The following is a 24,135-nucleotide window of genomic DNA, read 5'->3' on the forward strand; positions in this document are numbered from 1 at the left end:
TTCACTTGTGTTCAGCTACGAACCACGGTTTGCGTGGCTTTCAGCGAATTCGACGGCAAATCAACAGCTTGCCGTTTCTGGCACGAATGTCGCTCTACAGGACAGGTCGCTTGACTCCAATAATAAAAAGGCCGAGCCATGTCACTCACCCTGGAGCACGTCAGCCGTACCGTCGAGGGCCAGACCTGGATCGACGATGCGAGCCTGAAATTCGAACCTGGATCCTTCAACGTTTTGCTCGGGCGCACGCTGTCCGGCAAGACCAGTCTGATGCGCCTGATGGCCGGTCTGGACAAGCCCGACAGCGGCCGCATCCTGATGAACGGCGTCGACGTCACCCAGCGCCCGGTGCGTTTGCGCAACGTGTCGATGGTCTATCAGCAGTTCATCAATTACCCGACCATGACGGTGTTCGAGAACATCGCCTCGCCGCTGCGCCAGGCCGGGATCTCCAACGAGCAGATCCAGAGCAAGGTGCAGGAAACCGCGAAGATGCTGCGCATCGAGAAGTTTCTGAAGCGCTATCCGCTGGAACTGTCCGGCGGCCAGCAACAGCGCACGGCCATGGCGCGGGCGCTGGTCAAGGATGCCGAACTGATCCTGTTCGACGAGCCGCTGGTCAACCTCGACTACAAACTGCGCGAAGAACTGCGCCAGGAAATGCGCGAGCTGTTCAAGGCGCGCCACACCATCGCCATCTACGCCACCACCGAACCCAACGAAGCGCTGGCGCTGGGCGGCACCACCACCATTCTGCACGAGGGCCGGGTGATCCAGAGCGGCCCGTCGACCGAGGTCTACCACCAGCCGCAAACGGTGCTGGCCGCCGAATTGTTCTCCGAACCGCCGATCAACCTGATGCCGGGGCGCATCGCCGGTAACGAAGTGAGCTTCGCCAACTTCGTACACTTTCCGTTGAACGTCGACCTGCGGCCGGTGGGCGAGGGCGAGTTTCGCTTTGGCGTGCGCCCGAGCCACATCTCGCTGGTGCCGAGCAACGATGACGACCTGGAACTGGCGGTGACCGTCGAGGTGGCGGAAATCAGCGGTTCGGAAACCTTCCTGCACGTGCGCAACGAGCATTTCCTGCTGGTGCTGCATTTGCCGGGGGTTCACGAATACGACGTCGATGCGCCGATCCGCATCTATATCCCGACCCATAAACTGTTTGTGTTCGATGCGCAGGGCCGTCTGGTGCAGGCACCGGGCCGGCGTGTCGCGAGGGTTGCCTGATGGCCGAAATCCGTTTGCAGCACCTCGCCCACAGCTACAGCAAAACCCCGAGCGGGCCCGAGGATTACGCGATCCGCGAGATGGATCATATCTGGGAGCAGGGCGGCGCCTATGCCTTGCTCGGCCCTTCGGGTTGCGGCAAATCGACGTTGCTCAACATCATTTCCGGTCTGCTCAGCCCGTCCCAAGGGCATGTGCTGTTCGACGGCAAAGCGGTCAACGACCTGACCCCGGAGAAGCGCAACATCGCTCAGGTGTTCCAGTTCCCGGTGGTGTACGACACCATGACCGTGTTCGACAACCTGGCTTTTCCCCTGCGCAATCAGGGCCTGGCCGAGGCGAAAGTGCACAGCAAGGTGCAGGAAATCGCCGAAGTCCTCGACCTGCAGAACCTGCTGAGTAAAAAGGCGCGTAACCTCACCGCCGACGAAAAACAGAAAGTCTCCATGGGCCGTGGCCTGGTGCGCGATGACGTCTCGGCGATTCTGTTCGACGAGCCGCTGACGGTGATCGACCCGCACCTGAAATGGAAATTGCGGCGCAAGCTCAAGCAGATCCACGAGCAGTTCAACATCACCATGGTCTACGTCACCCACGATCAGCTGGAGGCTTCGACCTTCGCCGACAAGATCGCGGTGATGTATGGCGGCCAGATCGTCCAGTTCGGCACGCCGCGGGAATTGTTCGAGCGGCCGAGCCACACTTTTGTCGGCTATTTCATCGGCAGCCCGGGGATGAACCTGATCGAAGTGCAACCGCAACCGGGCGGGGTCGGTTTCAATTCGACCCACCTGCCGCTGTCCGACGGCTTGCAGCGCCATATCGAACACGGTCAGTGGAAAAATCTGAAGGTCGGCATTCGTCCCGAGTTCATCCACGTGTGGGACGAGCCGTTCGATGACGCGATGCAGGCGCGGGTCGTACACGTCGAAGACCTCGGTACCTACAAGATCATGACTCTGGATCTGGACGGTGCACCGCTGAAAGTGCGTCTGGCCGAGGACAAACCGGTGCCGCAGGGCACGGCGTACATCAGTTTCCCGGCGCAGTGGCTGATGGTGTATGCCGACGAGTTTCTGCTGGATGCCACGGATAGCGAGGTACAGCCATGAACAAGGTGCAGAACAACAAGGCCTGGTGGCTGGTGTTGCCGGTGTTCCTGCTGGTGGCGTTCAGTGCGGTGATCCCGATGATGACTGTGGTCAACTATTCGGTGCAGGACATCTTCGACCAGTCCAGCCGCTATTTCGTCGGCGCCGACTGGTACAAGCAGGTACTGCTCGATCCGCGTCTGCATGATTCGTTGCTGCGCCAGTTCATCTACTCGGCGTGTGTGCTGCTGATCGAAATCCCGCTCGGCATCGCCATCGCGTTGACCATGCCGACCAAGGGTCGCTGGTCGTCGGTGGTGCTGATCGTGCTGGCGATCCCGCTGCTGATTCCGTGGAACGTGGTCGGCACCATCTGGCAGATTTTCGGCCGCGCCGACATCGGCCTGCTGGGTTCGAGCCTCAACGCCATGGGCATCAGCTACAACTACGCGGCCAACACCATGGACGCCTGGGTCACCGTGTTGGTGATGGACGTCTGGCACTGGACTTCACTGGTGGCACTGTTGTGTTTCTCCGGGCTGCGGGCGATTCCCGACGTGTATTACCAGGCCGCGCGCATTGACCGGGCCTCGGCCTGGGCCGTGTTCCGCCACATTCAATTGCCCAAGTTGAAGAGCGTGCTGCTGATCGCGGTGATGCTGCGCTTCATGGACAGCTTCATGATCTACACCGAGCCGTTCGTGCTCACCGGCGGCGGGCCGGGTAACTCGACGACCTTCCTGAGTCAGACCCTGACCCAGATGGCCGTAGGCCAATTCGACCTGGGGCCGGCGGCGGCATTCTCGCTGGTGTACTTCCTGATCATCCTGCTGGTGTCCTGGCTGTTCTACACCGCCATGACCCACAACGATGCCAACCGCTGAGGCCCGGCCATGAGCAAAAGAAAGCTTATTCCCCTGCTGCTCTACATCCTGTTCCTGCTGGTGCCGATCTACTGGCTGCTGAACATGTCGTTCAAGAGCAACACCGAAATTCTCGGCGGACTGACCCTTTTCCCACAGGATTTCACGCTGGCGAACTACAAGGTGATCTTCACCGACCCGAGCTGGTACACCGGTTATATCAACTCGCTGTACTACGTCAGTCTGAACACGATCATTTCCCTGAGCGTGGCGCTGCCGGCGGCGTATGCCTTTTCGCGTTACCGCTTTCTCGGTGACAAACACCTGTTCTTCTGGCTGCTGACCAACCGCATGGCGCCGCCTGCAGTCTTCCTGCTGCCGTTCTTCCAGCTGTATTCGTCGATTGGCCTGTTCGACACCCATATCGCCGTGGCGCTGGCGCACTGCCTGTTCAACGTGCCGCTGGCGGTGTGGATCCTCGAAGGTTTCATGTCCGGGGTGCCGAAGGAAATCGACGAAACCGCCTACATCGACGGCTACAGCTTTCCCAAGTTCTTCGTGAAGATCTTCATTCCGCTGATCGGCTCCGGCATCGGTGTGACGGCGTTTTTCTGCTTCATGTTCTCTTGGGTCGAACTGCTGCTGGCGCGCACGCTGACCTCGGTGAACGCCAAACCGATCGCCGCGGTGATGACGCGCACGGTGTCGGCGTCCGGTATTGATTGGGGTGTACTGGCGGCGGCGGGGGTGTTGACTATCCTCCCCGGCATGCTGGTGATCTGGTTCGTTCGCAACCACGTGGCCAAGGGCTTTGCCCTGGGCCGGGTCTGAGGAACTGATGATGGAATGGATGAGCTGGACCGTCCCGACGGCGGCGTTTTTCATCGTGATCGGGTTGATCCTGGTGGGCATGACCACCTGGGAATTGCGCTCGCCGAGCATCTTGCGGCGAGGGTTTCTGCCGATTGCCACCACCCGTGGCGATCGCTTGTTCATCGGTCTTCTCGGCAGCGCCTACCTGCATCTGCTGGTAATCGGCGTGACCGACTGGAGCATCTGGGTAGCGTCCGCGTTGTCCCTGGTGTGGCTGTTGGCTGTGATGCGTTGGGGCTAGTCGAATCGCTCGGCAATCTTGCTCCGAAAACCTAACAGGAGGTCTCTATGTTCGATAAGAAAAATAAGCTGCGACATAGCATTTCATTGGCAGCCATGCTGGCACTCAGCGGTTTGAGCGCGTCCGCCTGGGCCGACGCCTACGAAGATGCCGCAAAAAAATGGATCGGCAGCGAGTTCAAGCCGTCGACCCTGACGGCCGAACAGCAACTCGAAGAACTGAAGTGGTTCATCAAGGCGGCCGAACCGTTTCGCGGGATGGACATCAAGGTCGTCTCGGAAACCCTGACCACCCACGAATATGAATCCAAAGTGCTGGCCAAGGCCTTCAGCGAAATCACCGGGATCAAGCTGACCCACGACCTGTTGCAGGAAGGCGACGTCGTGGAAAAAATGCAGACCGTGATGCAGTCGGACAAGAACATCTACGACGGCTGGGTCAACGACTCGGACCTGATCGGTACGCACTTTCGCTATGGCAAGACCGAATCGATCACCGACCTGATGGCCAATGAAGGCAAGAACTTCACCTCGCCGACCCTCGACATCAAGGACTTCATCGGCATCTCCTTCACCACCGCGCCGGACGGCAAGATCTATCAATTGCCCGACCAGCAGTTCGCCAACCTGTACTGGTTCCGCGCCGACTGGTTCGAACGCGCCGACCTGAAAGCCAAGTTCAAGGAAAAGTACGGCTATGAACTGGGCGTGCCGGTGAACTGGTCGGCCTATGAAGACATCGCCAAATTCTTCAGCGAAGACGTCAAGGAAATCGACGGCAAACGCATTTACGGGCACATGGATTACGGCAAGAAAGACCCGTCGCTGGGCTGGCGCTTCACCGATGCCTGGTTCTCCATGGCCGGTGGTGGCGACAAGGGCATTCCCAACGGCTTGCCGGTGGACGAGTGGGGGATTCGCGTCGAGGATTGCCACCCGGTCGGCTCCAGCGTGACCCGCGGCGGCGACACCAACGGCCCGGCGGCGGTGTTCGCCACCACCAAATACGTCGACTGGCTGAAGAAGTACGCGCCACCGGAAGCGGCGGGCATGACCTTCTCCGAATCCGGCCCGGTGCCGTCTCAGGGCAACATCGCCCAGCAGATCTTCTGGTACACCGCCTTCACCGCCGACATGACCAAACCGGGCCTGCCGGTGGTCAACGCCGACGGCACGCCGAAATGGCGCATGGCGCCGTCGCCACGCGGGCCGTACTGGGAAGAGGGCATGAAACTCGGTTATCAGGACGTGGGCTCGTGGACCTTCATGAAATCCACGCCTGAGAAACAGAAACTCGCGGCCTGGCTGTACGCGCAGTTCGTGACCTCGAAAACCGTGTCGCTGAAGAAAACCATCGTCGGTCTGACGCCGATTCGCGAGTCGGACATCAACTCGCAGGCGATGACCGATCTGGCGCCGAAACTCGGTGGTCTGGTCGAGTTCTACCGCAGCCCGGCTCGCGTGCAATGGACCCCGACCGGCACCAACGTGCCGGACTATCCACGTCTGGCGCAATTGTGGTGGAGCCACATCGCCGAAGCCGCCAGCGGCGAGAAGACCCCGCAACAGGCCCTCGACGGTCTGGCCAAGGATCAGGACGCGATCATGACCCGTCTGGAACGCTCCAAGGCCCAGGCCACTTGCGCCCCGAAAATGAACCCCGAGCTCGACGCGCAATACTGGTTCGACCAGCCGGGCGCACCAAAACCGAAACTGGCGAACGAGAAGCCGAAAGGCGAAACCGTGAGCTACAACGAACTGCTCAAGTCGTGGGAGGCGGCACGCAAGTAAGCGCTTTTGCGGGACGGGACGGCACCTTCGGGTGCCGTTTTTTTTAGCCCTCGATTTCACGTTTCACCGCCCGACGCACCGCTTTGAGGAGGGCGTTTTCAAAGGCGTTGTGCCCGGCGTGCAGCAGCCGGCAGTGGATGTTCATGCGTTGCCTGAGCCAGCGCACGCTGGCCATGCCATGGGTGTCGCGGATGCCCTGGATCAGCAGGGTGTTGTCGTCGAGGGTCAGGTCTTCTTCCTTTGGCGTGAAGCAGTAGTTCTGCAGGTGGTAATGCAATTCCAGACGGATCGCGAGCACGGCTTCCTGATCGACGAAGCGCTCCAGAGTGTCGGGGCAAATCGTCTGCCCTGTGCGACGTAGAACAGCGTTCAACCATTCGATGGCGGCGCGGTGCTGCTGCGATGGACAGCCTTCGCGGAGAATCCGGTAGATGTCCCTGGCGCGTTGGCCGGGCGACATTTGCGGCGATTGCACCAGCCCGTCATTGAGCGCCTGATCGTAGGATCGGACATTGTCGGCAAACGGCACGAATACCGAGACCAACGTGGTTTTCAGCAGGTGCTGCGGGTAGCGCTGCTGGTACTGGATCGCCAGCCAACTACCCCATGACACGCCCAGAACGCTGATTTTTTCGAAGCCGAAATGCTGGCGCAGGGCATCGATGTCTTCGACACACAGCCCGGTGGAGTTGTCCCGCAGTTCGCCGTAGGGCGTCGACCGCCCGCAGCCCCGTTGGTCAAACAGGATGATGTCGAACCTATCCGGTTCGAAGAACTGCAGATGGTGGCGGCTGATACGCCCGCCGGGGCCACCATGGAGGAAAAACACCGGTTCGTGTCCCGGAACACCATGGCGTTCCCAATAGAGTTGATGACCGTCGCCGGTCGGGTAATAACCTCGGCTGTGCAGGGAGAAGCTCATGACGCCTGAACCGTCAGACGGTAGAACTGGAACAGCTCGACCTGCCCAGGCCGCGCCGCGACGCTGGATTCAAGTTTCAGGTGGTGGAGGGAGGCGAGCCAGGTGACCGGGATCAGCACCGGCGTGTGACCGAAAACGAGGATCGTGCCGCCGGGATTGACGCAGCGGATCAGCGATTCGAACGCTGCGTGGGCCTCGCGGCGGGTCAAGACTTCGGCGTTGAGGAACCGCAGGATCAAGACATCGCAGCGAATCCCGGCATCGAAAGCTTCACTCGCCTCCAGCACGTCGAATTCGACGGAGATCCCACTGTGATATCGCCTGGCGTGTTCGATCATCGAGGCCGAACGGTCATTGCCCAGGCACAGACAGTCGGGCAGGGCGCGGGCGAGATGAGCGATGAACGCGCCGGTCGAACAGGCCGGGTCGTAAATCAGTGCGCCTTTTTCAGTGATGGCCTGGAGCAGCCCGGCGCAGTATTCGCGCAAGTGGTGTTCGTCGTTATTCAGCTGTTCGGCCAGTGATTCGTTGCATTGCCAAAAGTCTGCCGGGCAGACCGCTTCCCGGCCCGCCTCATCCAGCAGCGGAAAGGGAAACAGGATCTCGCTGTCAGCCTGACGCAAGGCGTGCTCGAAGAACTGCGCTTTGTCTGCGGGGGAGACCGTCCGATAGCCGATCGACAACCCGTCATCACCCCACAGTGAATGGAGATGCGGGCCAAACAACATGCCGGCTTTGAGCGCGCTGCCGGCCTGCCACCGAAAATGCCGGTCACGCTGCAGGAGCTTGCGGCCGACCCAGAGCTCATCGTTCACCCGCAGGAAAAAAACGTGATGCAATCCGCTGCCTCGCGGTTCGAGGTAGTGGCCAACAGCGTCGTTTTCGTTGAGGTAAAGGCGCATGGATCGGGCCAATGTCAGTTCCCGGGTGCGATCAAGTCGGTTCATGGGGCTGGCCTCTCCAAAGTCCGGCCCCGGGCTTGCGGGATAACGACATTGCCGCTGGAGACCACGAAGAAGCGTTCCAGTCCGGGGATCACCACGTTGAGCAGGGTGGTGCCGAGCTCGGTTCGCTGCAGGATGGCTGCACCCATCGTACGGCCGTGAATCCGCAGGTCTTGAGTCAGCAAGTGCAGTTGATTGTCCACCGACAGGTCTTTAGCGGAACCCGGCAGTCTCACCTCGTGTTGAGCGCAGCGATTCAGCAGCGTCTGCGGATCGAACTGCGCACAGCGCAGCAGGCGCGGGAAGGGCTGCAGATTGCGCAGCGCATTGTTCAGCGTCTGTCGGTATTCGGGTTCGGCGGCGCTGAGTTGCAATTGCACCAGTTCAGTGAGCGCCCGCCACGCAGCATGGCGCGGGTCGAGAGAGCTGCCGCTGCCGAATACCTGTGGGTGAGCGCCCGGCTTCGTGGTGAAGGCCAGAAAAGTCCGGGTCATGAACTCGGTGCTGATGTCCACCAGCACGATTTCGCCGTCGATTTCCTGTTCGGCATCGGCCCATAGACGACCGAGTTCGTCGCTTTCAGTGAGGCGCGCCACCCGTCGCAGTGGTGGATGGTTCTGGTAATAAAAATGATCAAGCAGAAACAACGACACGGCGTCGCGCTCGATGCATTCGTTGGCGGCGTGCAGCATCGCTTCGTTGTAAGTGGCGCCAATCGCGGTGCCGCTGTTGCTGGCGTAACGCCGCACGGCGCGGTAGTCCGCCATGCCCGGTGACGAGGGTAAACGTGAGCCGTTCGGTGAGGTCAGCGCCACCGGATAGGAAAACCGGTCATGCCATGGCGGACAGACATAGGTCCGGCAGGTGATGCGCACGTTTTGCTGGCCGGTGAGCCTGCGCAGAAGCGAGTCATCGGCAAACAACGGCGTGTCTTTGAAATAGCGTTCCGTTTCGTGGTGAACATCGTAGGTACAGAGCTCATCCGTCCAATAGTGCTCGAGCGCTTCATAAAGCGCGCCCAGGTGCGCCTGATCCGTATAGCCCTTGCCGGAGCCACGAGCATGACGGTTGTCGCCGCCATGAAGACTCGCCTGAACGGCAATCACTTTGCTGCCGAGGGTGCGGGTGTGCGGTGTGAGGCCCAGGCGTGAAAGTTCGGTGTGAATACGCCGTTCTGCCTGATCGGCCGTGAGCTCACGCTCGGCCAACGTTGTCTTGTCCATGATTCCCTTCCTGGAAAGCCCGCGAGGGCGCAAGGCCCCCGCGGGTTCTGTTACTCGGCGTTGAGTTCCGCCTGTTCTTCCTCGGTCAGTTGCAGCGCTTCGATCTGCTCTGGCGAGGGTGCTTCCTGCTCTTCCAGTTCATCGATAGGGTTTGCGTTCAAGCTGCCCATGTAGCCCATGATGTTGCTCCTTGGTTGTTGTTTGGGAGTGCTGTTGCAAGCACGAGCCGAATCTAAAAGGGCGGTGAGGGCGGGGTCAAAAATGTCCAGACGTTTCCAATCGCGGGTTTCAGCGGTGTCGAAATACGTACTGATGAAACGTGAATTGACGCCGCGAGGACGTGTTTCTGGGGGAGCAGCACTGCGTGGCAACGGGCGAACCACGCGAAAGGAATCAGCGGTTTGAGGCGTTCTGTTTGTTGTCGTTGTCAGACGTTTCAGCGCGGGGACGACGCAAATTCGTACTGAAGGTTTTACGGGGATGGATGCAGCACTTGTGCGGTGATTTTTCCTATGAGGTTTCAGAAAACACCGCACAAATCGGCTTGAAGGTTTAGTGCCGTTCCCGGTGCATTGCGGGAAACACCAGACTGAACACCGTCATCGCCCCCGGACGGCTTTGAACCTGCGCGCTGCCCTGATGCAGGGTCATGATCGAATGCACGATGGCCAGCCCCAGACCGGTACTGCCCTGTGAACGGGTGCGGCTGCTGTCGACCCGGTAAAAACGGTCGAACAGATACGGCAGGTGCTGCGCTTCGATGCCTGCGCCGGGATTGCTCACCCGCAGCGACACTTCGGTCGGCGCCTGCTCGATGAACAGCGAAACGGTCTTGCCGGACGGGCAGTGGCGCAGGGCATTGGACAGCAGATTGGAAATCGCTCGCTGAATCATCAACCGGTCGCCCGACACCTGAGCGCTGCCGATGACCTTCAGATCGATCTGTTTGTCTTGCGCCGTCAGAGAAAACAGATCCGCCACCTTGGACGCCTCTTCTTCCAGTGCAATCGGTTCGAACGAGGCGTGCGCCGCAGGCTGGCTGGCCTGGGCCAGGAACAGCATGTCCGAGACAATCCGCGCGACCCGCTCCAGCTCTTCGGTGCAAGACACCAGAACGTTGGTGTATTCCTCGACCGAGCGCTCCCGCGACAGCGTCACCTGGGCCTTGCCCATCAGGTTGTTGATCGGCGTGCGCAGTTCGTGGGCCAGGTCATCGGAGAATTGCGACAACTGCTGCACGCCGCTGTCCAGGCGATCGAGCATGACGTTAATGCCCTGCGCCAGCTCGCTGAGTTCCTGGGGCATGTTCAGCACCGACAGGCGATGGTCGAGATCCTGCGTCGTCACTCGCGCTGCCACTTTGCGGAATTCCCGCAACGGTGCCAACCCTCGCTGCACGGCGCCCCATGCGGTCAGGCCGATGAACACCAGCAGCAACGGCAAGGCCATCAACGTCGAGCGCAAATAAGCACTGAGCAAGGCCTGATCGTGGGCGTTATCCATCGACAGCAGCACCGGTACGTTGCTGCCGTCCTTGAGGCGAATCAGCTTGGAGACGGTGAGAAACTTCGCACCTTCAGCATCGACGCTGTCGGTGTGGGTCAACTGATCGGTCGTCGCCCGTACCGCCTTCAACTCGACCCGTGGATCGGTCAGGCCCGAACCGGACTTGAGCAGCGGAGTACGCAGGTTGTTCAGGTCATAAATGGTCAGGGTCAGGTTGTCGTGCCCCATGACCTGATCGAGCAGAATGTGCGGCTTTGCACTGATCTCACCGGTGTCGAAGTACAGCGTCAGGCTGTGCTCGACCTGTTCCATCTTCTTTTCCAGGCTGTCGCGCGATAGCGCGTTCAGCTCATGGGTCAGGGCGAAATACGCAAGGATGGCCAGGAACACCACCAGCAATGCGCCCAGAATGCTGACCGTCAGACCCAGCCGCAGCGACAGGCTCGCCGGCTTCATTCCCGGGCCTCCAGCACATAACCGACACCGCGCAGGGTGTGGATCAGTTTGCTGTCGAACGGGTCGTCGATCTTCGCTCGCAAGCGGCGGATCGAGACTTCGACCACGTTGGTGTCGCAGTCGAAATTCATGTCCCACACCAGCGAGATGATCTGGGTGCGGGTCAGCACTTCGCCAGACTGGCGCATCAGCAGGTGCAGCAGGGCGAACTCCTTGGTGGTCAGGTCGATGCGCTGCGTGCCACGAAACGCCCGGTGACGGCCCGGATCGAGTTCCAGATCGGCGACCTTGAGCACCTGCGGCACCGGAATGTTCTCGCTGCGCCGCATCAGCGTGCGAACCCGCGCCAGCAGTTCCGGAAACTCGAACGGCTTGACCAGATAATCATCGGCGCCCAGATCCAGACCCCGGATCTTGTCCGCCAGCCGCCCCCGTGCGGTGAGCATCATCACCCGGGTGGAGTGGGTGCGACGCAGTTGTTCCAGTACGCTCCAGCCGTCGAGTTCCGGCAGGTTCACATCGAGAATGATCAGGTCATAAACCTGTTGTTGCGCGAGGTGCAAACCATCTGCGCCATTGACCGCGTGATCCACGATATAACCACTTTCGGTCAGGCCCTGATGCAAGTATTCGGCAGCTTTAAGCTCGTCCTCGACGACAAGGATTCGCATGATGTTTCACCACTTTTAATGAATGGGTATTTAAATAAGTGAGTCTGGAAGTTGCAGTTTTTGCAGGGACTTCCTGACGGACTTTGGAACTGAGTGGCGTGCACGGTAAAGGCTATAGTGGCTACAGAGTCAACGCCTGAGGCCTTTAAATTGGCCATCCGCGACAGCCTGTCGCAGCGAAATGGTTGGTTTTTCATGACTTCCATTTCGGCAAGTACTGTTCGGCGGATAACTAACGCGCATTTGTTTCTATCTATTGCAGCAAAGCCATTCGAACTTCGAATCCTAGAGCAAAACAACTTCGATAAACCGTGGATAACGGATTTGTAATGTTCACGTCACCTTGTCGATAAGTTCAAAACCCTACCGTGGCGCCATCAACGATTCTTGATTGAAGGAAGCCTTCCATTGCCCGGTTTAATTGAACTGACGGCGCGATCACGCCTGAAAAAAACCGCCAGCGGCCTCTTGTTGCTGGCTTGTACCAGTCTTGCCAGCGCATCGACCCTGACGCTGGATCAGGCGCTGCAAACCGCGTTCGCCGGCAACCCGGAGCTGGCTGCCGCGCAGTGGGAAATCGGCATTGCCGAAGGCGACCGCAAACAGGCCGGGCTGATTCCCAACCCCGAGGTGTCGTGGGAGGCCGAAGACACCCGGCGCGAATCGCGCACCACCACGGTGATGCTCAGCCAGCCGATCGAGCTGGGCGGCAAGCGTGGCGCGCGGATTGATGTGGCGAGTCGTGCGCAGGATGCCGCCGGCATCGAGCTGGAGCGCAAGCGCAACGCACTGCGCGCCGACGTGCTTCAAGCGTTCAACGGGGCGCAGACCGCGCAGCAACGCTTGCAACTGGCCCGGCAGTCGCTGCAACTCGCCGAGCACGGTTTGCGTGTGGCGCAGGGACGGATCGAGGCGGGCAAGTCGTCGCCGGTGGAAGGCACGCGGGCGCAAGTGCAGCTTTCGGAAGTGCGCCTGGAATTGAGCCGCGCCGAGCGCGATCAGGCCAATGCGTACCAGCAATTGGCTCAGGTCATGGGCGCACCGTTGCCGACGTCGACCACAGTGCAGACCGCGACTCAAAGTCTGCCCAGCGTACCGCCGCCCACCCGTTTGCTTGAGCGCCTGAACGAAACAACGGAGCTGCGCCTGGCCAGGTTGCAGATCGACCAGCGCGAAGCGTCGCTGGGGCTGGAAAAGTCCCAGCGGATTCCCGATCTCACCGTCAGCATCGGCAGCCAGTACAGCGAAACCGAGCGCGAGCGGGTCAACGTGGTCGGGCTGTCGATGCCGATTCCGCTGTTCAACCGCAATCAGGGCAATGTGCTGGCAGCGGCGCGGCGAACCGATCAGGCGCGGGACCTGCGCAACGCCACCGAGCTGCGTTTGCGCACGGAAATCCAGACCACGCTGGCGCAATGGCAGACCGCCAACGGCGAAATCCAGGCGTTCGACCGGACCATCCTGCCCGCCGCGCAAAGTGCGGTCGACAGCGCCACTCGCGGTTTTGAAATGGGCAAGTTCGGTTTTCTCGACGTGCTCGACGCCCAACGCACATTGATCGCCGCTCGCAGCCAATACATCCAGGCGGTGAGCGAGGCGACCGACGCCCGGGTCCGCATCGAACGCATCTTCGGCGACCTCAGCGCCAACCCTTGAATTTCAACTTTCTGATCACTGCGCGATGGCTTGGCGCAGAGGAGTTTCCATGGATAAAAAACTGATCGTGGTCGCTGCGGCGACGTTGGCGCTGGGCATTGGCATCGGCTCGATGTGGAGCGGCAATGCGTCCATCGATGCGCATGCCGATGAAGCGGCGGAACACGCCGATCACGCCGAAGAAGGCGCCGCCGCTGACGGCGAGCACGCCGAAGAAGGGCACATCGAATTGACTGCCGAGCAGATCGCGGCGGCGGGGATTCAACTGGCCGCCGCCCAGGCGCAGAACTTCAGCCTCGGTCTGTCGTTTCCCGGCGAAGTGCGTTTCGACGAGGACCGCACCGCGCATGTGGTGCCGCGCGTGCCGGGCGTGGTCGAGTCGGTGTCGGTCAATCTCGGGCAGTCGGTTAAGAAGGGCCAGTTGCTGGCGGTGATCGCCAGTCAGCAGATTTCCGATCAGCGCAGTGAGCAGGCAGCCGCGCAACGCCGTCTGGTTTTGGCCCGCACGACGTTCGAGCGCGAGAAGAAACTGTGGCAGGACAAGATCTCCGCCGAACAGGATTTCCTCCAGGCACGTCAGGCCTTGGAAGAAGCCGAAATCGCCGTGAGCAACGCCCGACAAAAGATCAGCGTGCTCAGCGGCAGCGTGGTCGCCACCGGCGGCAATCGCTATGAACTGCGGGCGCCTTTTGACGGTGTGGTGGTGGAAAAGCACCTGACGCCGGGGGAGGTGGTCGATGAAACCACGGCGGCGTTCACGCTCTCGGATCTGTCGCGGGTGTGGGTCACGTTCGGCGTTTCGCCGAAGGACCTGAACAAGGTGCAAGTGGGCAAATCCGTCACCGTCAGCGCGGCGGAATTGAACGCCGAAGTCAGCGGCACCGTGGCCTACGTCGGCAGCCTGCTCGGCGAACAGACCCGCACCGCGACCGTGCGCGTCACCCTGGAAAACCCGCAAGGTTCGTGGCGCCCGGGCCTGTTTGTCACCGCGCTGGTCGCCACCGACAGCCGCCAGGCCAAAGTTGCCGTACCGGAAACCGCAATCCAGACCGTCGAGGACAAACCCACGGTATTCGTGCGCACCGACGACGGCTTCAAGGCGCAAGCGGTGGAGCTGGGCAGTCGCGCGGCAGGGCAGGTGGAAGTCACCGCCGGACTGGAGCCGGGCGTGCAAGTCGCCAGCGCCGGCAGCTTCGTCCTCAAATCGGAGCTGGGCAAAGCCTCGGCCGAGCACAGTCATTAATCGCGGAAGACTCCCATGTTCGAACGCCTGATCCAGTTTGCCATCGAGCAGCGCATCATCGTGCTGCTCGCCGTTCTGCTCATGGCCGGCCTCGGCATCGCCAGTTATCAGAAACTGCCGATCGATGCCGTGCCCGATATCACCAACGTCCAGGTGCAGATCAACACCGGCGCGGCCGGGTTCTCGCCGCTGGAAACCGAGCAGCGCATCACTTTCCCTATTGAAACCGCGATGGCTGGCCTGCCGGCGCTGGAACAAACGCGCTCGCTGTCGCGCTCGGGGTTGTCGCAGGTCACGGTGATCTTCAAGGACGGCACCGATCTGTTCTTTGCCCGGCAATTGGTCAACGAACGGCTGCAGTCCGCCAAGGAGCAGTTGCCCGAAGGTGTGGAAGCGGTGATGGGGCCGATTTCCACCGGGCTCGGCGAGATCTTTTTGTGGACGGTCGAGACCAAGGAGGGCGCGCTGAAAGAGGACGGCACGTCCTACACGCCGACCGATCTGCGGGTGATTCAGGACTGGATCATCAAGCCGCAACTGCGCAACGTCCCCGGCGTGGCGGAGATCAACACCATCGGCGGTTTTGCCAAGGAGTACCAGATTGCGCCCGATCCGAAAAAACTCGCGGCCTACAAGCTGACCCTCACCGATCTGGTGACGGCGCTGGAGCGCAACAACGCCAACGTCGGCGCCGGGTACATCGAGCGCAGTGGCGAACAATTGCTGATTCGCGCGCCGGGCCAGGTAGCGAGCACCGAGGACATCGCCAACATCGTCATGGCCAATGTCGACGGCACGCCGATCCGGATCAAGAACGTCGCCACCGTGGATATCGGCCGCGAACTGCGCAGCGGCGCCGCGACGGAAAATGGCCGTGAAGTGGTGCTCGGCACGGTGTTCATGCTGATCGGTGAAAACAGTCGCACGGTTTCCCAGGCCGTCGCCGCCAAGCTCGATCAGATCAACAAATCCTTGCCCGACGGCGTGATCGCGGTGCCGGTGTATGACCGTACGCATCTGGTCGACAAGGCCATCGCCACGGTGAAGAAGAACCTCGTCGAAGGCGCGATTCTGGTGATCGCGATCCTCTTCCTGTTCCTCGGCAATATCCGCGCCGCGCTGATCACGGCGATGGTGATTCCGCTGTCGATGCTGTTTACATTCACCGGGATGTTCAGCAACAAGGTCAGCGCCAACCTGATGAGCCTCGGCGCGCTGGACTTCGGCATCATCGTCGATGGCGCGGTGGTGATCGTCGAAAACACCCTGCGCCGGTTGGCCCACGCGCAGCAGCATCACGGGCGTCTGCTGACGCGATCCGAGCGTTTCCATGAAGTGTTTGCAGCGGCGAAAGAAGCGCGGCGCCCGCTGATTTTCGGTCAGTTGATCATCATGGTCGTGTACCTGCCGATCTTCGCCCTGAGCGGCGTCGAAGGGAAAATGTTCCACCCGATGGCGTTCACCGTGGTCATCGCGTTGCTGGGCGCCATGCTCTTGTCCGTGACCTTTGTGCCGGCGGCAATCGCATTGTTCGTGACTGGCAAGGTCAAGGAAGAAGAGGGCGTGGTGATGCGCGGCGCACGTCGCGTTTATGCGCCGGCGCTGGACTGGGTCATGTCTCACCGGACGATGGCGGTCGGCGCGGCGTTGGGTGTGATTGTGCTGAGTGGCGTGGTCACCAGCCGAATGGGCAGCGAGTTCGTGCCGAGTCTCAGCGAAGGTGATTTTGCCTTGCAGGCGTTGCGCGTGCCGGGCACCAGCCTGACGCAATCGGTGGACATGCAGCAGCGGCTGGAAACGTTGATCCTGGCCAAAGTGCCCGAGGTTGAGCGCGTCTTCGCCCGTACCGGCACTGCGGAAATCGCTTCCGACCCGATGCCGCCGAACATCTCCGACAGCTACGTGATGCTCAAGCCGAAAGAGCAATGGCCGGACCCGGGCAAGTCCCGCGAAACCCTGATGGCCGAACTGCAGCAAGCCGCGGCAACGCTGCCGGGCAGCAACTATGAACTGTCGCAGCCGATCCAGTTGCGCTTCAACGAGCTGATCTCCGGCGTGCGCAGCGACGTGGCGGTCAAGGTGTTCGGCGATGACATGGACGTGCTCAACGCCACGGCGGCGAAGATTGCCGCCGCGATGCAGAAGGTCAACGGTGCGTCTGAGGTCAAGGTTGAGCAAACCACCGGTCTGCCGGTGCTGACCATCAACATTGATCGCGACAAGGCCGCGCGTTACGGGCTCAACGTTGGCGATGTGCAGGACACCATTGCGGTGGCCGTCGGCGGGCAAAAGGCCGGGACCTTGTATGAAGGTGACCGTCGCTTCGACATGGTCGTGCGTTTGTCCGACGCCATGCGCAAGGACATCGACGGGTTGTCGGCGCTGCTGATTCCGGTGCCGGCAGCGGGTGGTGATGCTTCCCGTCAGATCGGCTTCATTGCGCTGAAGGATGTTGCCAGCCTCGATCTGGTGCTGGGGCCGAATCAGGTCAGCCGCGAAAACGGCAAGCGCCTGGTGATCGTCAGCGCCAACGTGCGTGGGCGCGACATCGGTTCTTTTGTCGCCGAGGCGGGCGAAGTGATCGAGCGCGACGTGCAGGTGCCGGCGGGTTACTGGACCACCTGGGGCGGGCAGTTCGAGCAACTGCAATCGGCGGCCAAGCGCTTGCAGATTGTGGTGCCGGTGGCGTTGCTGCTGGTGTTTGGATTGCTGTTCATGATGTTCAACAACCTCAAGGACGGCTTGCTGGTGTTCACCGGGATTCCGTTTGCGCTGACCGGCGGGGTCATGGCGTTGTGGCTGCGGGACATTCCCCTGTCGATCTCGGCGGGCGTCGGTTTTATCGCGCTGTCCGGCGTGGCGGTGCTCAACGGGCTGGTGATGATCGCGTTCATTCGCAACTTGCGGGAGGAGGGGCGTTCGCTCTCCGAGGCGATTCACGAAGGTGCGCTGACGCGATTGCGCCCGGTACTGATGACGGCGCTGGTGGCGTCTCTGGGCTTCATTCCGATGGCTCTTGCGACGGGCACCGGAGCCGAGGTGCAGCGACCGCTGGCGACGGTGGTGATTGGCGGGATTCTGTCCTCGACCATTCTCACGCTGCTGATCCTGCCGGCGTTGTATCAGCTGGCGCATCGTCGGGACGAGGACACTGGCCAACTGAATAGATGATCTACCTGTGGGAGCGAGCTTGCTCCGGGCGGCGATCCGACGAAAGCGGTCTGTCATTCAACTCATTAGTCGACTGACACGGCCTCTTCGCGAGCAAGCTCGCTCCCACAGTTTTTTGTATTGATCCAATGGGGCGGTGGCACATAACGGATATGTAATTTCGGCGCCACCGTCACGAAAGGTTCGGATTGTTACCTTGATCCCGTCAGTTACTTGAATGAGGAATCAACGATGAAACTTGCACAGATTGGCGCGTTTGCCGTGGCCCTGATGATGTCTTCCCTGGTGTTGGCCGAAGGTGGCGGCGACCGCACTTTCGACCGAATGATGGCCGCCAATGAGCGCTCGATGGAGGTATTTGCTGCGAAGGAAAAGGCCCGTGATCCGGTTGTCGTGAACGACAAGAAGGACGACAAGACTCAAGACCTGTAAGCGTGCTGCCAGTGAATGAGCCCGTCATCGCGCATCGATGGTGGGCTTTTTTATGAGTCGTGTTTTGAAGGAAACGAATATGAAAACTCTAAAGCTGTTGGCGTTCAGCGCTGTCATGGCGATGTCCCTGAATGTGTTGGCCGAAGGCGGTGGCGACAGAACGTTCGACCGGGCGCTCAGCGCCAACACCAAAGCCATGGAGCAGTACGCGGCCAGTCAGGGCAAAGCGGCGCCGGTGGTCAAGGAATACGAGTACGGAATGAAGCTGGATGTGAAGAAGGTGGTGAGCGTTGTCCGGCCAAAGAATGAATGCGCGGTCGTGCCGGCTGCGATGACTTACGAGGACTCCAAGGGGCAGCTCAATACGGTCACTTACAACGTGATGGGGAATTGTCGTCAGCAGGGTGGTTAACGTTAATTCCCGCTGAAACGCCCGGTTCATGTGCAGTGAGTCGGGCTTTTTTTCGGGCATAAAAAAGGCGCCCCGAAGGACGCCAAAGGATTCACCTCTTACCAAAGGAGCAAGGAGCTTCTAAAGGTGAATGGGCATTGCTCGTGAAACTCAGAGAATCGCCAGCGGGTATTCGACGATCACCCGCACTTCATCCAGATCTGATTCGAACGCGGTGGCGCGGGTAGTGGCCTGGCGCAGGCGCAGCGACAGATCCTTCATCGAACCGCTCTGCACCACGTATTTGACTTCGATATCACGCTCCCAGCGTTTCTGGTCGATCAGCGGATTGCCCTCGGCATCGCGGCGCATGTACACGGCGTTGGCGTTGGAGTAATCAGCGTCGGTGCCACGTGCGTAACGGGTCATGAACGACAGGCCCGGCACGCCATAGGTGGTCATGTCGAGGTCATAGCGCACCATCCACGAACGCTCTTTCGGTGAGTTGAAGTCGCTGTACTGAATGGAGTTGTCGAGGAAGATCGAGTCGGACTGACGCAGGTAATCGAAGTCGTCATTGCCGTTGTTGCGTTGGTGGGAGAGGGCGACAGAATGTGCGCCGAGCTTCACGCCGACGCGGCCGCTCCAGATGTTGTTGTCGAACTCGCCGAGCAGCTGTTTGCCTTCGTCAACCGCCTTGTAATAGTTCAGGCCGCCGAACAGCGACAGGTCATCCGACAGTGGATACGTCCAGGCGGTGCCGGCGTAGTACTGGTTCCAGGCATCTTTGAGGCGGCTGGAATACAGGCTGAAACTCAGGTTTTTGTTCAGCGCGTAATCGCCGCCGCCGTAAGCGATCCACGGCGAATTGACCGGGCCGGCATAGAAGGTCGCGAAGTTTTCGCGCAGGTCGCTGGACACCGGTTGGCTCATCGCATGCAGCCGACCGCCCTGGATCGACAGGCCTTCGATGCTGGTGTTGGTGGCCGTCACACCGCGAAAGCTTTCTGGCAGCAATCTCGAATCGCCCGCCGCGACCACCGGGTTGGCGGGGAACACATCGCCGACTTTTACCACCGTATCGAAGGCCCGCACTTTGGCGGCGCCACCAACCTTGGTGTATTCGTCCCGCGCTTCACCGTCGCTGTTGACCGGCAATACATCGAACGAACTGCGGCCACCGTTGCGGCCGTCGCCGGTGTCGAGCTTCAGACCGATCATCGCAAACGCATCCACCCCGACCCCGACGGTGCCCTGGGTGAAACCGGATTCGAATTTGCCGATGATGCCGTGGGCCCAGGCTTCGGAATAACCATTGCCCGTGGGACTGGACTGGTTGTTGCGGTGGTCACGGTTGAAATAGAGGTTACGGTTGAGCACCGTCAGGCTGCTGCCTTCGATAAACCCTTCGGGTTTTTCTTCTGCAAACACCGTGGACGGCCCGGCGCCGACAACCACTGCCAGAGCGGCCATCGATATTTTTGTGTTGTTAACCATCAATCACTCCTTGGGTTCGGCAGAACGGGAACGAGCTTCGGCGTGGGTTTTATTGTTCGACAGGCAAGGGGCCCGCCGGGAGAGTCGCCGGGTGACATCGTTGCAGGCTGCGGATAACGGGGAGGTGATTGGGGAATTACAATTTTGTTAGGTGGCCTGCGATTGACGTGACCGAACAATCCGCAGCACTATCCAGTCATGACTGCCCAACACCGAATGACCATGATGTGCCCCTCCATGACCGCTTCCGGCGGGCCATAAGGTCATGCATGTCTGGTCAATGACGTGTCACCCAAAGCCCCGCCAGAAATGGACGGGGCTTTTTCATTGCCCGTCCGCACATGGCTCAAGGAGAGAGAAATGTTCGAAATGAAAAGAGCCGACCCGGACGATGCCGAGATAGCGTTCGAGATACGGCGACTGGCGATCCGGCATCAATGCATCGGTGCCTACAGCGAGCAGCAAATGCTCGACTGGACAAAGGGCTCGGCAGCAGACGGTTATGACACGCTCATGCAAAAGCATTTTTATCTGGGTTGCGTTGAGGGGGAGCCCGTGGCAACCGGAATGCTCGATCTGGAGCACCGCGAAATCGGCGCAATCTTCATCCATCCGGATTTCATGCAGCGCGGGCTGGGTAAACGTGTGCTGCAGTTTCTGGAAGCGCTGGCACAGGATCTGGGACTGGCAGAGGTTTGTCTGGATGCGACGTTGAATGCCGCTGATTTTTATCGGCGCTGCGGTTACGTCGGGGAGGGGAGTGCGATCTATCAATCGCCTTCAGGTCTGCAACTGGCCTGCGTGCCAATGGTGAAGAAACTGTGATGGCATGAACGCAAAAACGGCACCCAAAGGTGCCGTTTCTGTTTGTAGCCAGCTATCGCTGAGCGATCAGCCCGCCAGGCCCGATTGCTGAACCAGGGTCAGCAGCGGTTGTGGGTAGACGCCGAGGAAGAATGCAACCAGGGCGATCGCCAGCAGCATCACGCCGCCTGCTTTCTGTTCCCAGTGCAGTTGGGCGTCGTGGCGGCGCAGGTTCGGTTCGATCAGGTACAGGGTGACCATCACGCGCAGGTAGTAGAACACGCCGATGGCGCTGCCCAGTACCAGCGAGCCGACCAGCCACCATTGGTGCGACTCGACACCGGTGGCGATGATGTAGAACTTGCCGATGAAGCCTGCAGTCAGCGGGATACCGGCCAGGGACAGCATCATCACGGTCAGTACGGCGGTCAGGTACGGACGGCGCCAGAACAGGCCGCGGTATTCGTACAGCGCGTCTGCGTCACGGCCGTTGTACGGCGAGGACATCAGGGTGATCACGCCGAACGCACCGAGGCTGGTGATCACGTAGGTGACCAGGTACACGCCGATGGCTTCCACCGCCAGACCCTTGCTCGCCACCAGTGCGATCAGCAGGTAGCCGAAGTGCGCGATGGACGAGTAACCGAGCAGACGCTTGAGGTTGCTCTGGGTCAGGGCCAGCAGGTTACCGAACAGGATCGAGGCGATGGCGATGATGGTCAGCACGTTGCTCAGCACGCCACTGCTGGCGGCAGGGGAGATCTGGAACAGACGAACCATTACCGCGAACACGGCCACTTTCGACGCGGTGGCGAGGAACGCGGCCACCGGTGCCGGAGCACCTTCGTACACGTCCGGCGTCCACAGGTGGAACGGTACCAGCGACAGTTTGAACGCCAGGCCGATCAGCATCATGCCCAGGCCCAGTTGCGCCAGCGAACTTGGCAGGCCGGTCGCGGCCAGTGCCTGACCGATGCCGACGAAGCTCAGCGAACCCGAGTCTGCGTACAGCAGCGCCATACCGAACAGCAGGAACGCGGAACCGGCGGCCGACAGCACCATGTACTTGATGCCGGCTTCCAGCGAACGCTTGTTGAAGAAGGCGTAGGCCACCAGACCGTAGACCGGCACCGACAGCAGTTCCAGACCGATGAACAAGCCGGCCAGGTGCTGCGCGCTGACCAGAACCAGACCACCGGCGGCGGCCATCAGGATCAGCAGGTACAGTTCTTCACGGTTGCCCGGGTAACCCGAACCGCCATCGCCGAGGTAGGCGTGGGCGAGGGTGACGCAGGCAAGGGTGGCGACCAGGATCAGCGCCATGTACAGGCAGGCAAAGGTGTCGATCTGCAGCAATGGAGTCACGGCCAAAGGCGCGACTTTCAGGGCTGGCAGGATCGACAGCAAGGCCAGGTTCAGACCTGCCACCGAAATCAGGAAGGTCTGCGAGTGGTTGCGGCGCCAGGCGATTGCCAGCATCACCACGATAATGGTGAGGCTGGTGATCAACAGTGGCGCAAGCGCAATAAAGTGTTGAATCGTGAATTCCATAGCGCTCTTACCGGGCCGAAGCGAGTTGAGTGAAGGCGGTGCCGAGCCACTGCTGCACGCCATGCATCGTGGCGGCGGAAGTGTCGAGGAACGGTTGCGGGTAGACGCCGAGGTAAATCAGCAGTACCGCAAGGCCCAGCACCATGATCAGTTCGCGACCGTCCATGCCGTGCAGGATCGAATCCGATTTGGACGGACCGAAGTAAGCGCGGTGGATCATGATCAGCGAGTAGACCGAACCGAACACCAGACCGGAGGTGGCAATCGCGGTGATCCATGGAGCACTGGCGAACGTACCGATCAGGATCAGGAACTCGCCGACGAAGTTACCGGTACCCGGCAGACCCAGAGAGGCGGCTGCGAAGAACAGGCTGATCGCCGGCAGGTAGGCGATACGCGACCACAGACCGCCCATCTCACGCATGTCACGAGTATGCAGACGCTCGTACAGCTGACCGCTGAGGATAAACAGTGCCGCCGCCGACAGACCGTGCGCCAGCATCTGGATCACGGCACCTTGCAGTGCCAGTTGGCTGCCGGAGTAGATGCCGATCAGTACGAAGCCCATGTGGGAAACGGACGAGAAGGCGATCAGACGCTTGATGTCGGTTTGTGCGAAAGCGAGGAACGCACCGTAGAAGATCCCGATCAGACCGAGGGTCATGGCGATCGGCGCGAATTCGGCCGAGGCGTTCGGGAACAGCGGCAGGGCGAAACGCAGCAGACCGTAGGCCGCGGTTTTCAGCAAGATACCGGCGAGGTCGACGGAACCTGCGGTCGGTGCCTGGGCGTGAGCGTCAGGCAGCCAGGAGTGGAACGGAACCACTGGCAGCTTGACCGCGAAGGCGATGAAGAAGCCGAGCATCAGAATGTACTCGGTGGTCATCGACATCTTGGTCTTCAACAGGTCGGCGTAGTTGAAGGTGATCACGCCGGTGCTGTTGTAGTTGACCAGTACCAGACCCAGGATCGCCACCAGCATGATCAGGCCGGAAGCCTGAGTGAAGATGAAGAACTTGGTCGCTGCGTAGATCCGGGTTTTCTTGCCGTCCGAAGAACTGTGACCCCAGAGCGCGATGAGGAAGTACATCGGCACCAGCATCATTTCCCAGAAGAAGAAGAACATGAACAGGTCGAGGGCGAGGAATACGCCGACAACGCCGCCCAGGATCCACATCAGGTTCAGGTGGAAGAAGCCAACGTGACGCTGGATCTCTTTCCACGAGCAGAGTACCGACAGGATACCCAGCAGACCGGTCAGCAGGATCATCAGCAGCGACAGGCCGTCGAGGGCCAGGTGCACGTTGATGCCGAAGCGCTGGATCCAGACGTGCTTGAACTCAAGCGCCCAGGTCGGATCGGCGCCAGGCGCCGGAGCAAATGAATAGTCACCGTGGGCCCACAGCCAGAGGCCGAGGGCGAGTTCCAGGGTCATGGTCAACAGCGCAATCCAGCGGGGGAGGGTAGCGCCGAAGCGCTCACCCATCCAGCACAGCAGGCCGCCGATGAAGGGGATCAGGATTAGCCAAGGCAGAATCATGACGGGCTCGTTTCCTTTCGCAAATTCGCAAGGTTCA

The 24,135-nt window shown here is 60.5% G+C and carries 21 protein-coding genes; 12 read left to right on the plus strand and 9 right to left on the minus strand.

From position 1 onward, the window contains the following. Positions 1 to 138: 138 nt before the first annotated feature. From AC1Q9F_RS19405 to AC1Q9F_RS19430, 6 genes are read left to right on the plus strand one after another with little or no spacing between them, the layout of a single operon-like run. Positions 139 to 1,233 carry an ABC transporter ATP-binding protein gene (locus AC1Q9F_RS19405; RefSeq protein WP_007951489.1) on the plus strand — a complete coding sequence of 365 codons (1,095 nt, stop codon included), beginning with the start codon at positions 139 to 141 and terminating at the stop codon, positions 1,231 to 1,233. After that, positions 1,233 to 2,345, plus strand: coding sequence for an ABC transporter ATP-binding protein (locus tag AC1Q9F_RS19410; protein WP_007951488.1), 1,113 nt, complete (start codon positions 1,233 to 1,235; stop codon positions 2,343 to 2,345). Before AC1Q9F_RS19405 ends, AC1Q9F_RS19410 begins: the two co-directional genes overlap by 1 nt. After that, entirely contained in the window at positions 2,342 to 3,208 is an 867-nt protein-coding gene (locus tag AC1Q9F_RS19415; protein ID WP_007951487.1) for a carbohydrate ABC transporter permease, read from the plus strand. The genes AC1Q9F_RS19410 and AC1Q9F_RS19415 overlap by 4 nt, the downstream gene beginning before the upstream one ends. A 9-nt stretch (positions 3,209 to 3,217) precedes the next feature. After that, entirely contained in the window at positions 3,218 to 4,018 is an 801-nt protein-coding gene (locus tag AC1Q9F_RS19420) for a carbohydrate ABC transporter permease (RefSeq protein ID WP_127798748.1), read from the plus strand. 10 nt (positions 4,019 to 4,028) lie between these two features. Next, complete coding sequence (locus AC1Q9F_RS19425; RefSeq protein ID WP_039767461.1) at positions 4,029 to 4,301, plus strand: DUF2160 domain-containing protein; 273 nt, start codon at positions 4,029 to 4,031, stop codon at positions 4,299 to 4,301. 47 nt (positions 4,302 to 4,348) lie between these two features. Continuing rightward, entirely contained in the window at positions 4,349 to 6,091 is a 1,743-nt protein-coding gene (locus tag AC1Q9F_RS19430; RefSeq protein ID WP_492620682.1) for an ABC transporter substrate-binding protein, read from the plus strand. Between the two features lie 43 nt (positions 6,092 to 6,134). On the opposite strand, the gene AC1Q9F_RS19435 is transcribed toward AC1Q9F_RS19430, so the two are convergent. The 6 genes from AC1Q9F_RS19435 to AC1Q9F_RS19460 form a co-directional block, all read right to left on the minus strand. Beyond that, complete coding sequence (locus AC1Q9F_RS19435) at positions 6,135 to 7,013, minus strand: alpha/beta fold hydrolase (RefSeq protein ID WP_492620683.1); 879 nt, start codon at positions 7,011 to 7,013, stop codon at positions 6,135 to 6,137. After that, positions 7,010 to 7,960, minus strand: coding sequence for a class I SAM-dependent methyltransferase (locus tag AC1Q9F_RS19440; RefSeq protein ID WP_492620684.1), 951 nt, complete (start codon positions 7,958 to 7,960; stop codon positions 7,010 to 7,012). The genes AC1Q9F_RS19435 and AC1Q9F_RS19440 overlap by 4 nt, the downstream gene beginning before the upstream one ends. Then, positions 7,957 to 9,180, minus strand: coding sequence for a YcaO-like family protein (locus AC1Q9F_RS19445; RefSeq protein WP_492620685.1), 1,224 nt, complete (start codon positions 9,178 to 9,180; stop codon positions 7,957 to 7,959). The genes AC1Q9F_RS19440 and AC1Q9F_RS19445 overlap by 4 nt, the downstream gene beginning before the upstream one ends. 50 nt (positions 9,181 to 9,230) lie before the next feature. Beyond that, complete coding sequence (locus tag AC1Q9F_RS19450; RefSeq protein WP_007951477.1) at positions 9,231 to 9,359, minus strand: hypothetical protein; 129 nt, start codon at positions 9,357 to 9,359, stop codon at positions 9,231 to 9,233. A 373-nt stretch (positions 9,360 to 9,732) separates the two neighbouring features. Then, the gene (locus tag AC1Q9F_RS19455) at positions 9,733 to 11,142 is read right to left on the minus strand and encodes a heavy metal sensor histidine kinase (protein ID WP_492620686.1); all 1,410 of its coding nucleotides are present in this window, start codon (positions 11,140 to 11,142) and stop codon (positions 9,733 to 9,735) included. Further along, positions 11,139 to 11,813, minus strand: coding sequence for a heavy metal response regulator transcription factor (locus AC1Q9F_RS19460; RefSeq protein ID WP_007951475.1), 675 nt, complete (start codon positions 11,811 to 11,813; stop codon positions 11,139 to 11,141). Before AC1Q9F_RS19460 ends, AC1Q9F_RS19455 begins: the two co-directional genes overlap by 4 nt. A 408-nt stretch (positions 11,814 to 12,221) precedes the next feature. On the opposite strand from AC1Q9F_RS19460, the gene AC1Q9F_RS19465 reads away from it, so the two are divergent. From AC1Q9F_RS19465 to AC1Q9F_RS19485, 5 genes are all read left to right on the plus strand, one after another. Further along, positions 12,222 to 13,469, plus strand: coding sequence for a TolC family protein (locus AC1Q9F_RS19465; RefSeq protein WP_492620687.1), 1,248 nt, complete (start codon positions 12,222 to 12,224; stop codon positions 13,467 to 13,469). Between the two features lie 49 nt (positions 13,470 to 13,518). After that, positions 13,519 to 14,712, plus strand: coding sequence for an efflux RND transporter periplasmic adaptor subunit (locus tag AC1Q9F_RS19470; protein WP_492620688.1), 1,194 nt, complete (start codon positions 13,519 to 13,521; stop codon positions 14,710 to 14,712). Between the two features lie 15 nt (positions 14,713 to 14,727). Beyond that, on the plus strand, positions 14,728 to 17,883 hold the full coding sequence (locus AC1Q9F_RS19475; RefSeq protein WP_492620689.1) for a CusA/CzcA family heavy metal efflux RND transporter: 3,156 nt from the start codon (positions 14,728 to 14,730) through the stop codon (positions 17,881 to 17,883). A gap of 231 nt (positions 17,884 to 18,114) precedes the next feature. Continuing rightward, positions 18,115 to 18,315 (plus strand): co-regulatory protein PtrA N-terminal domain-containing protein, encoded by a 201-nt coding sequence (locus AC1Q9F_RS19480; protein WP_273899060.1) that lies wholly within the window; start codon positions 18,115 to 18,117, stop codon positions 18,313 to 18,315. A 79-nt stretch (positions 18,316 to 18,394) separates the two neighbouring features. Next, the gene (locus tag AC1Q9F_RS19485; protein WP_492620690.1) at positions 18,395 to 18,727 is read left to right on the plus strand and encodes a DUF2790 domain-containing protein; all 333 of its coding nucleotides are present in this window, start codon (positions 18,395 to 18,397) and stop codon (positions 18,725 to 18,727) included. Positions 18,728 to 18,877: 150 nt separating this feature from the next. On the opposite strand, the gene AC1Q9F_RS19490 is transcribed toward AC1Q9F_RS19485, so the two are convergent. Further along, positions 18,878 to 20,203, minus strand: coding sequence for an OprD family porin (locus tag AC1Q9F_RS19490; protein WP_492620691.1), 1,326 nt, complete (start codon positions 20,201 to 20,203; stop codon positions 18,878 to 18,880). 360 nt (positions 20,204 to 20,563) lie between these two features. Between AC1Q9F_RS19490 and AC1Q9F_RS19495 the strand changes: the two genes are divergently transcribed. Next, on the plus strand, positions 20,564 to 21,028 hold the full coding sequence (locus tag AC1Q9F_RS19495; protein ID WP_492620692.1) for a GNAT family N-acetyltransferase: 465 nt from the start codon (positions 20,564 to 20,566) through the stop codon (positions 21,026 to 21,028). A gap of 66 nt (positions 21,029 to 21,094) precedes the next feature. Here the strand turns inward: AC1Q9F_RS19495 and nuoN are convergent, their stop codons facing one another. After that, a complete protein-coding gene (gene nuoN, locus AC1Q9F_RS19500) occupies positions 21,095 to 22,558 on the minus strand; it encodes an NADH-quinone oxidoreductase subunit NuoN (protein ID WP_007951465.1) in 1,464 nt (487 codons plus the stop codon). Between the two features lie 7 nt (positions 22,559 to 22,565). Continuing rightward, complete coding sequence (gene nuoM / locus AC1Q9F_RS19505; RefSeq protein WP_007951464.1) at positions 22,566 to 24,098, minus strand: NADH-quinone oxidoreductase subunit M; 1,533 nt, start codon at positions 24,096 to 24,098, stop codon at positions 22,566 to 22,568. Between the last annotated feature and the right edge of the window lie 37 nt (positions 24,099 to 24,135).

This window comes from Pseudomonas sp. GW823-FHT04A03 (assembly GCF_058796615.1).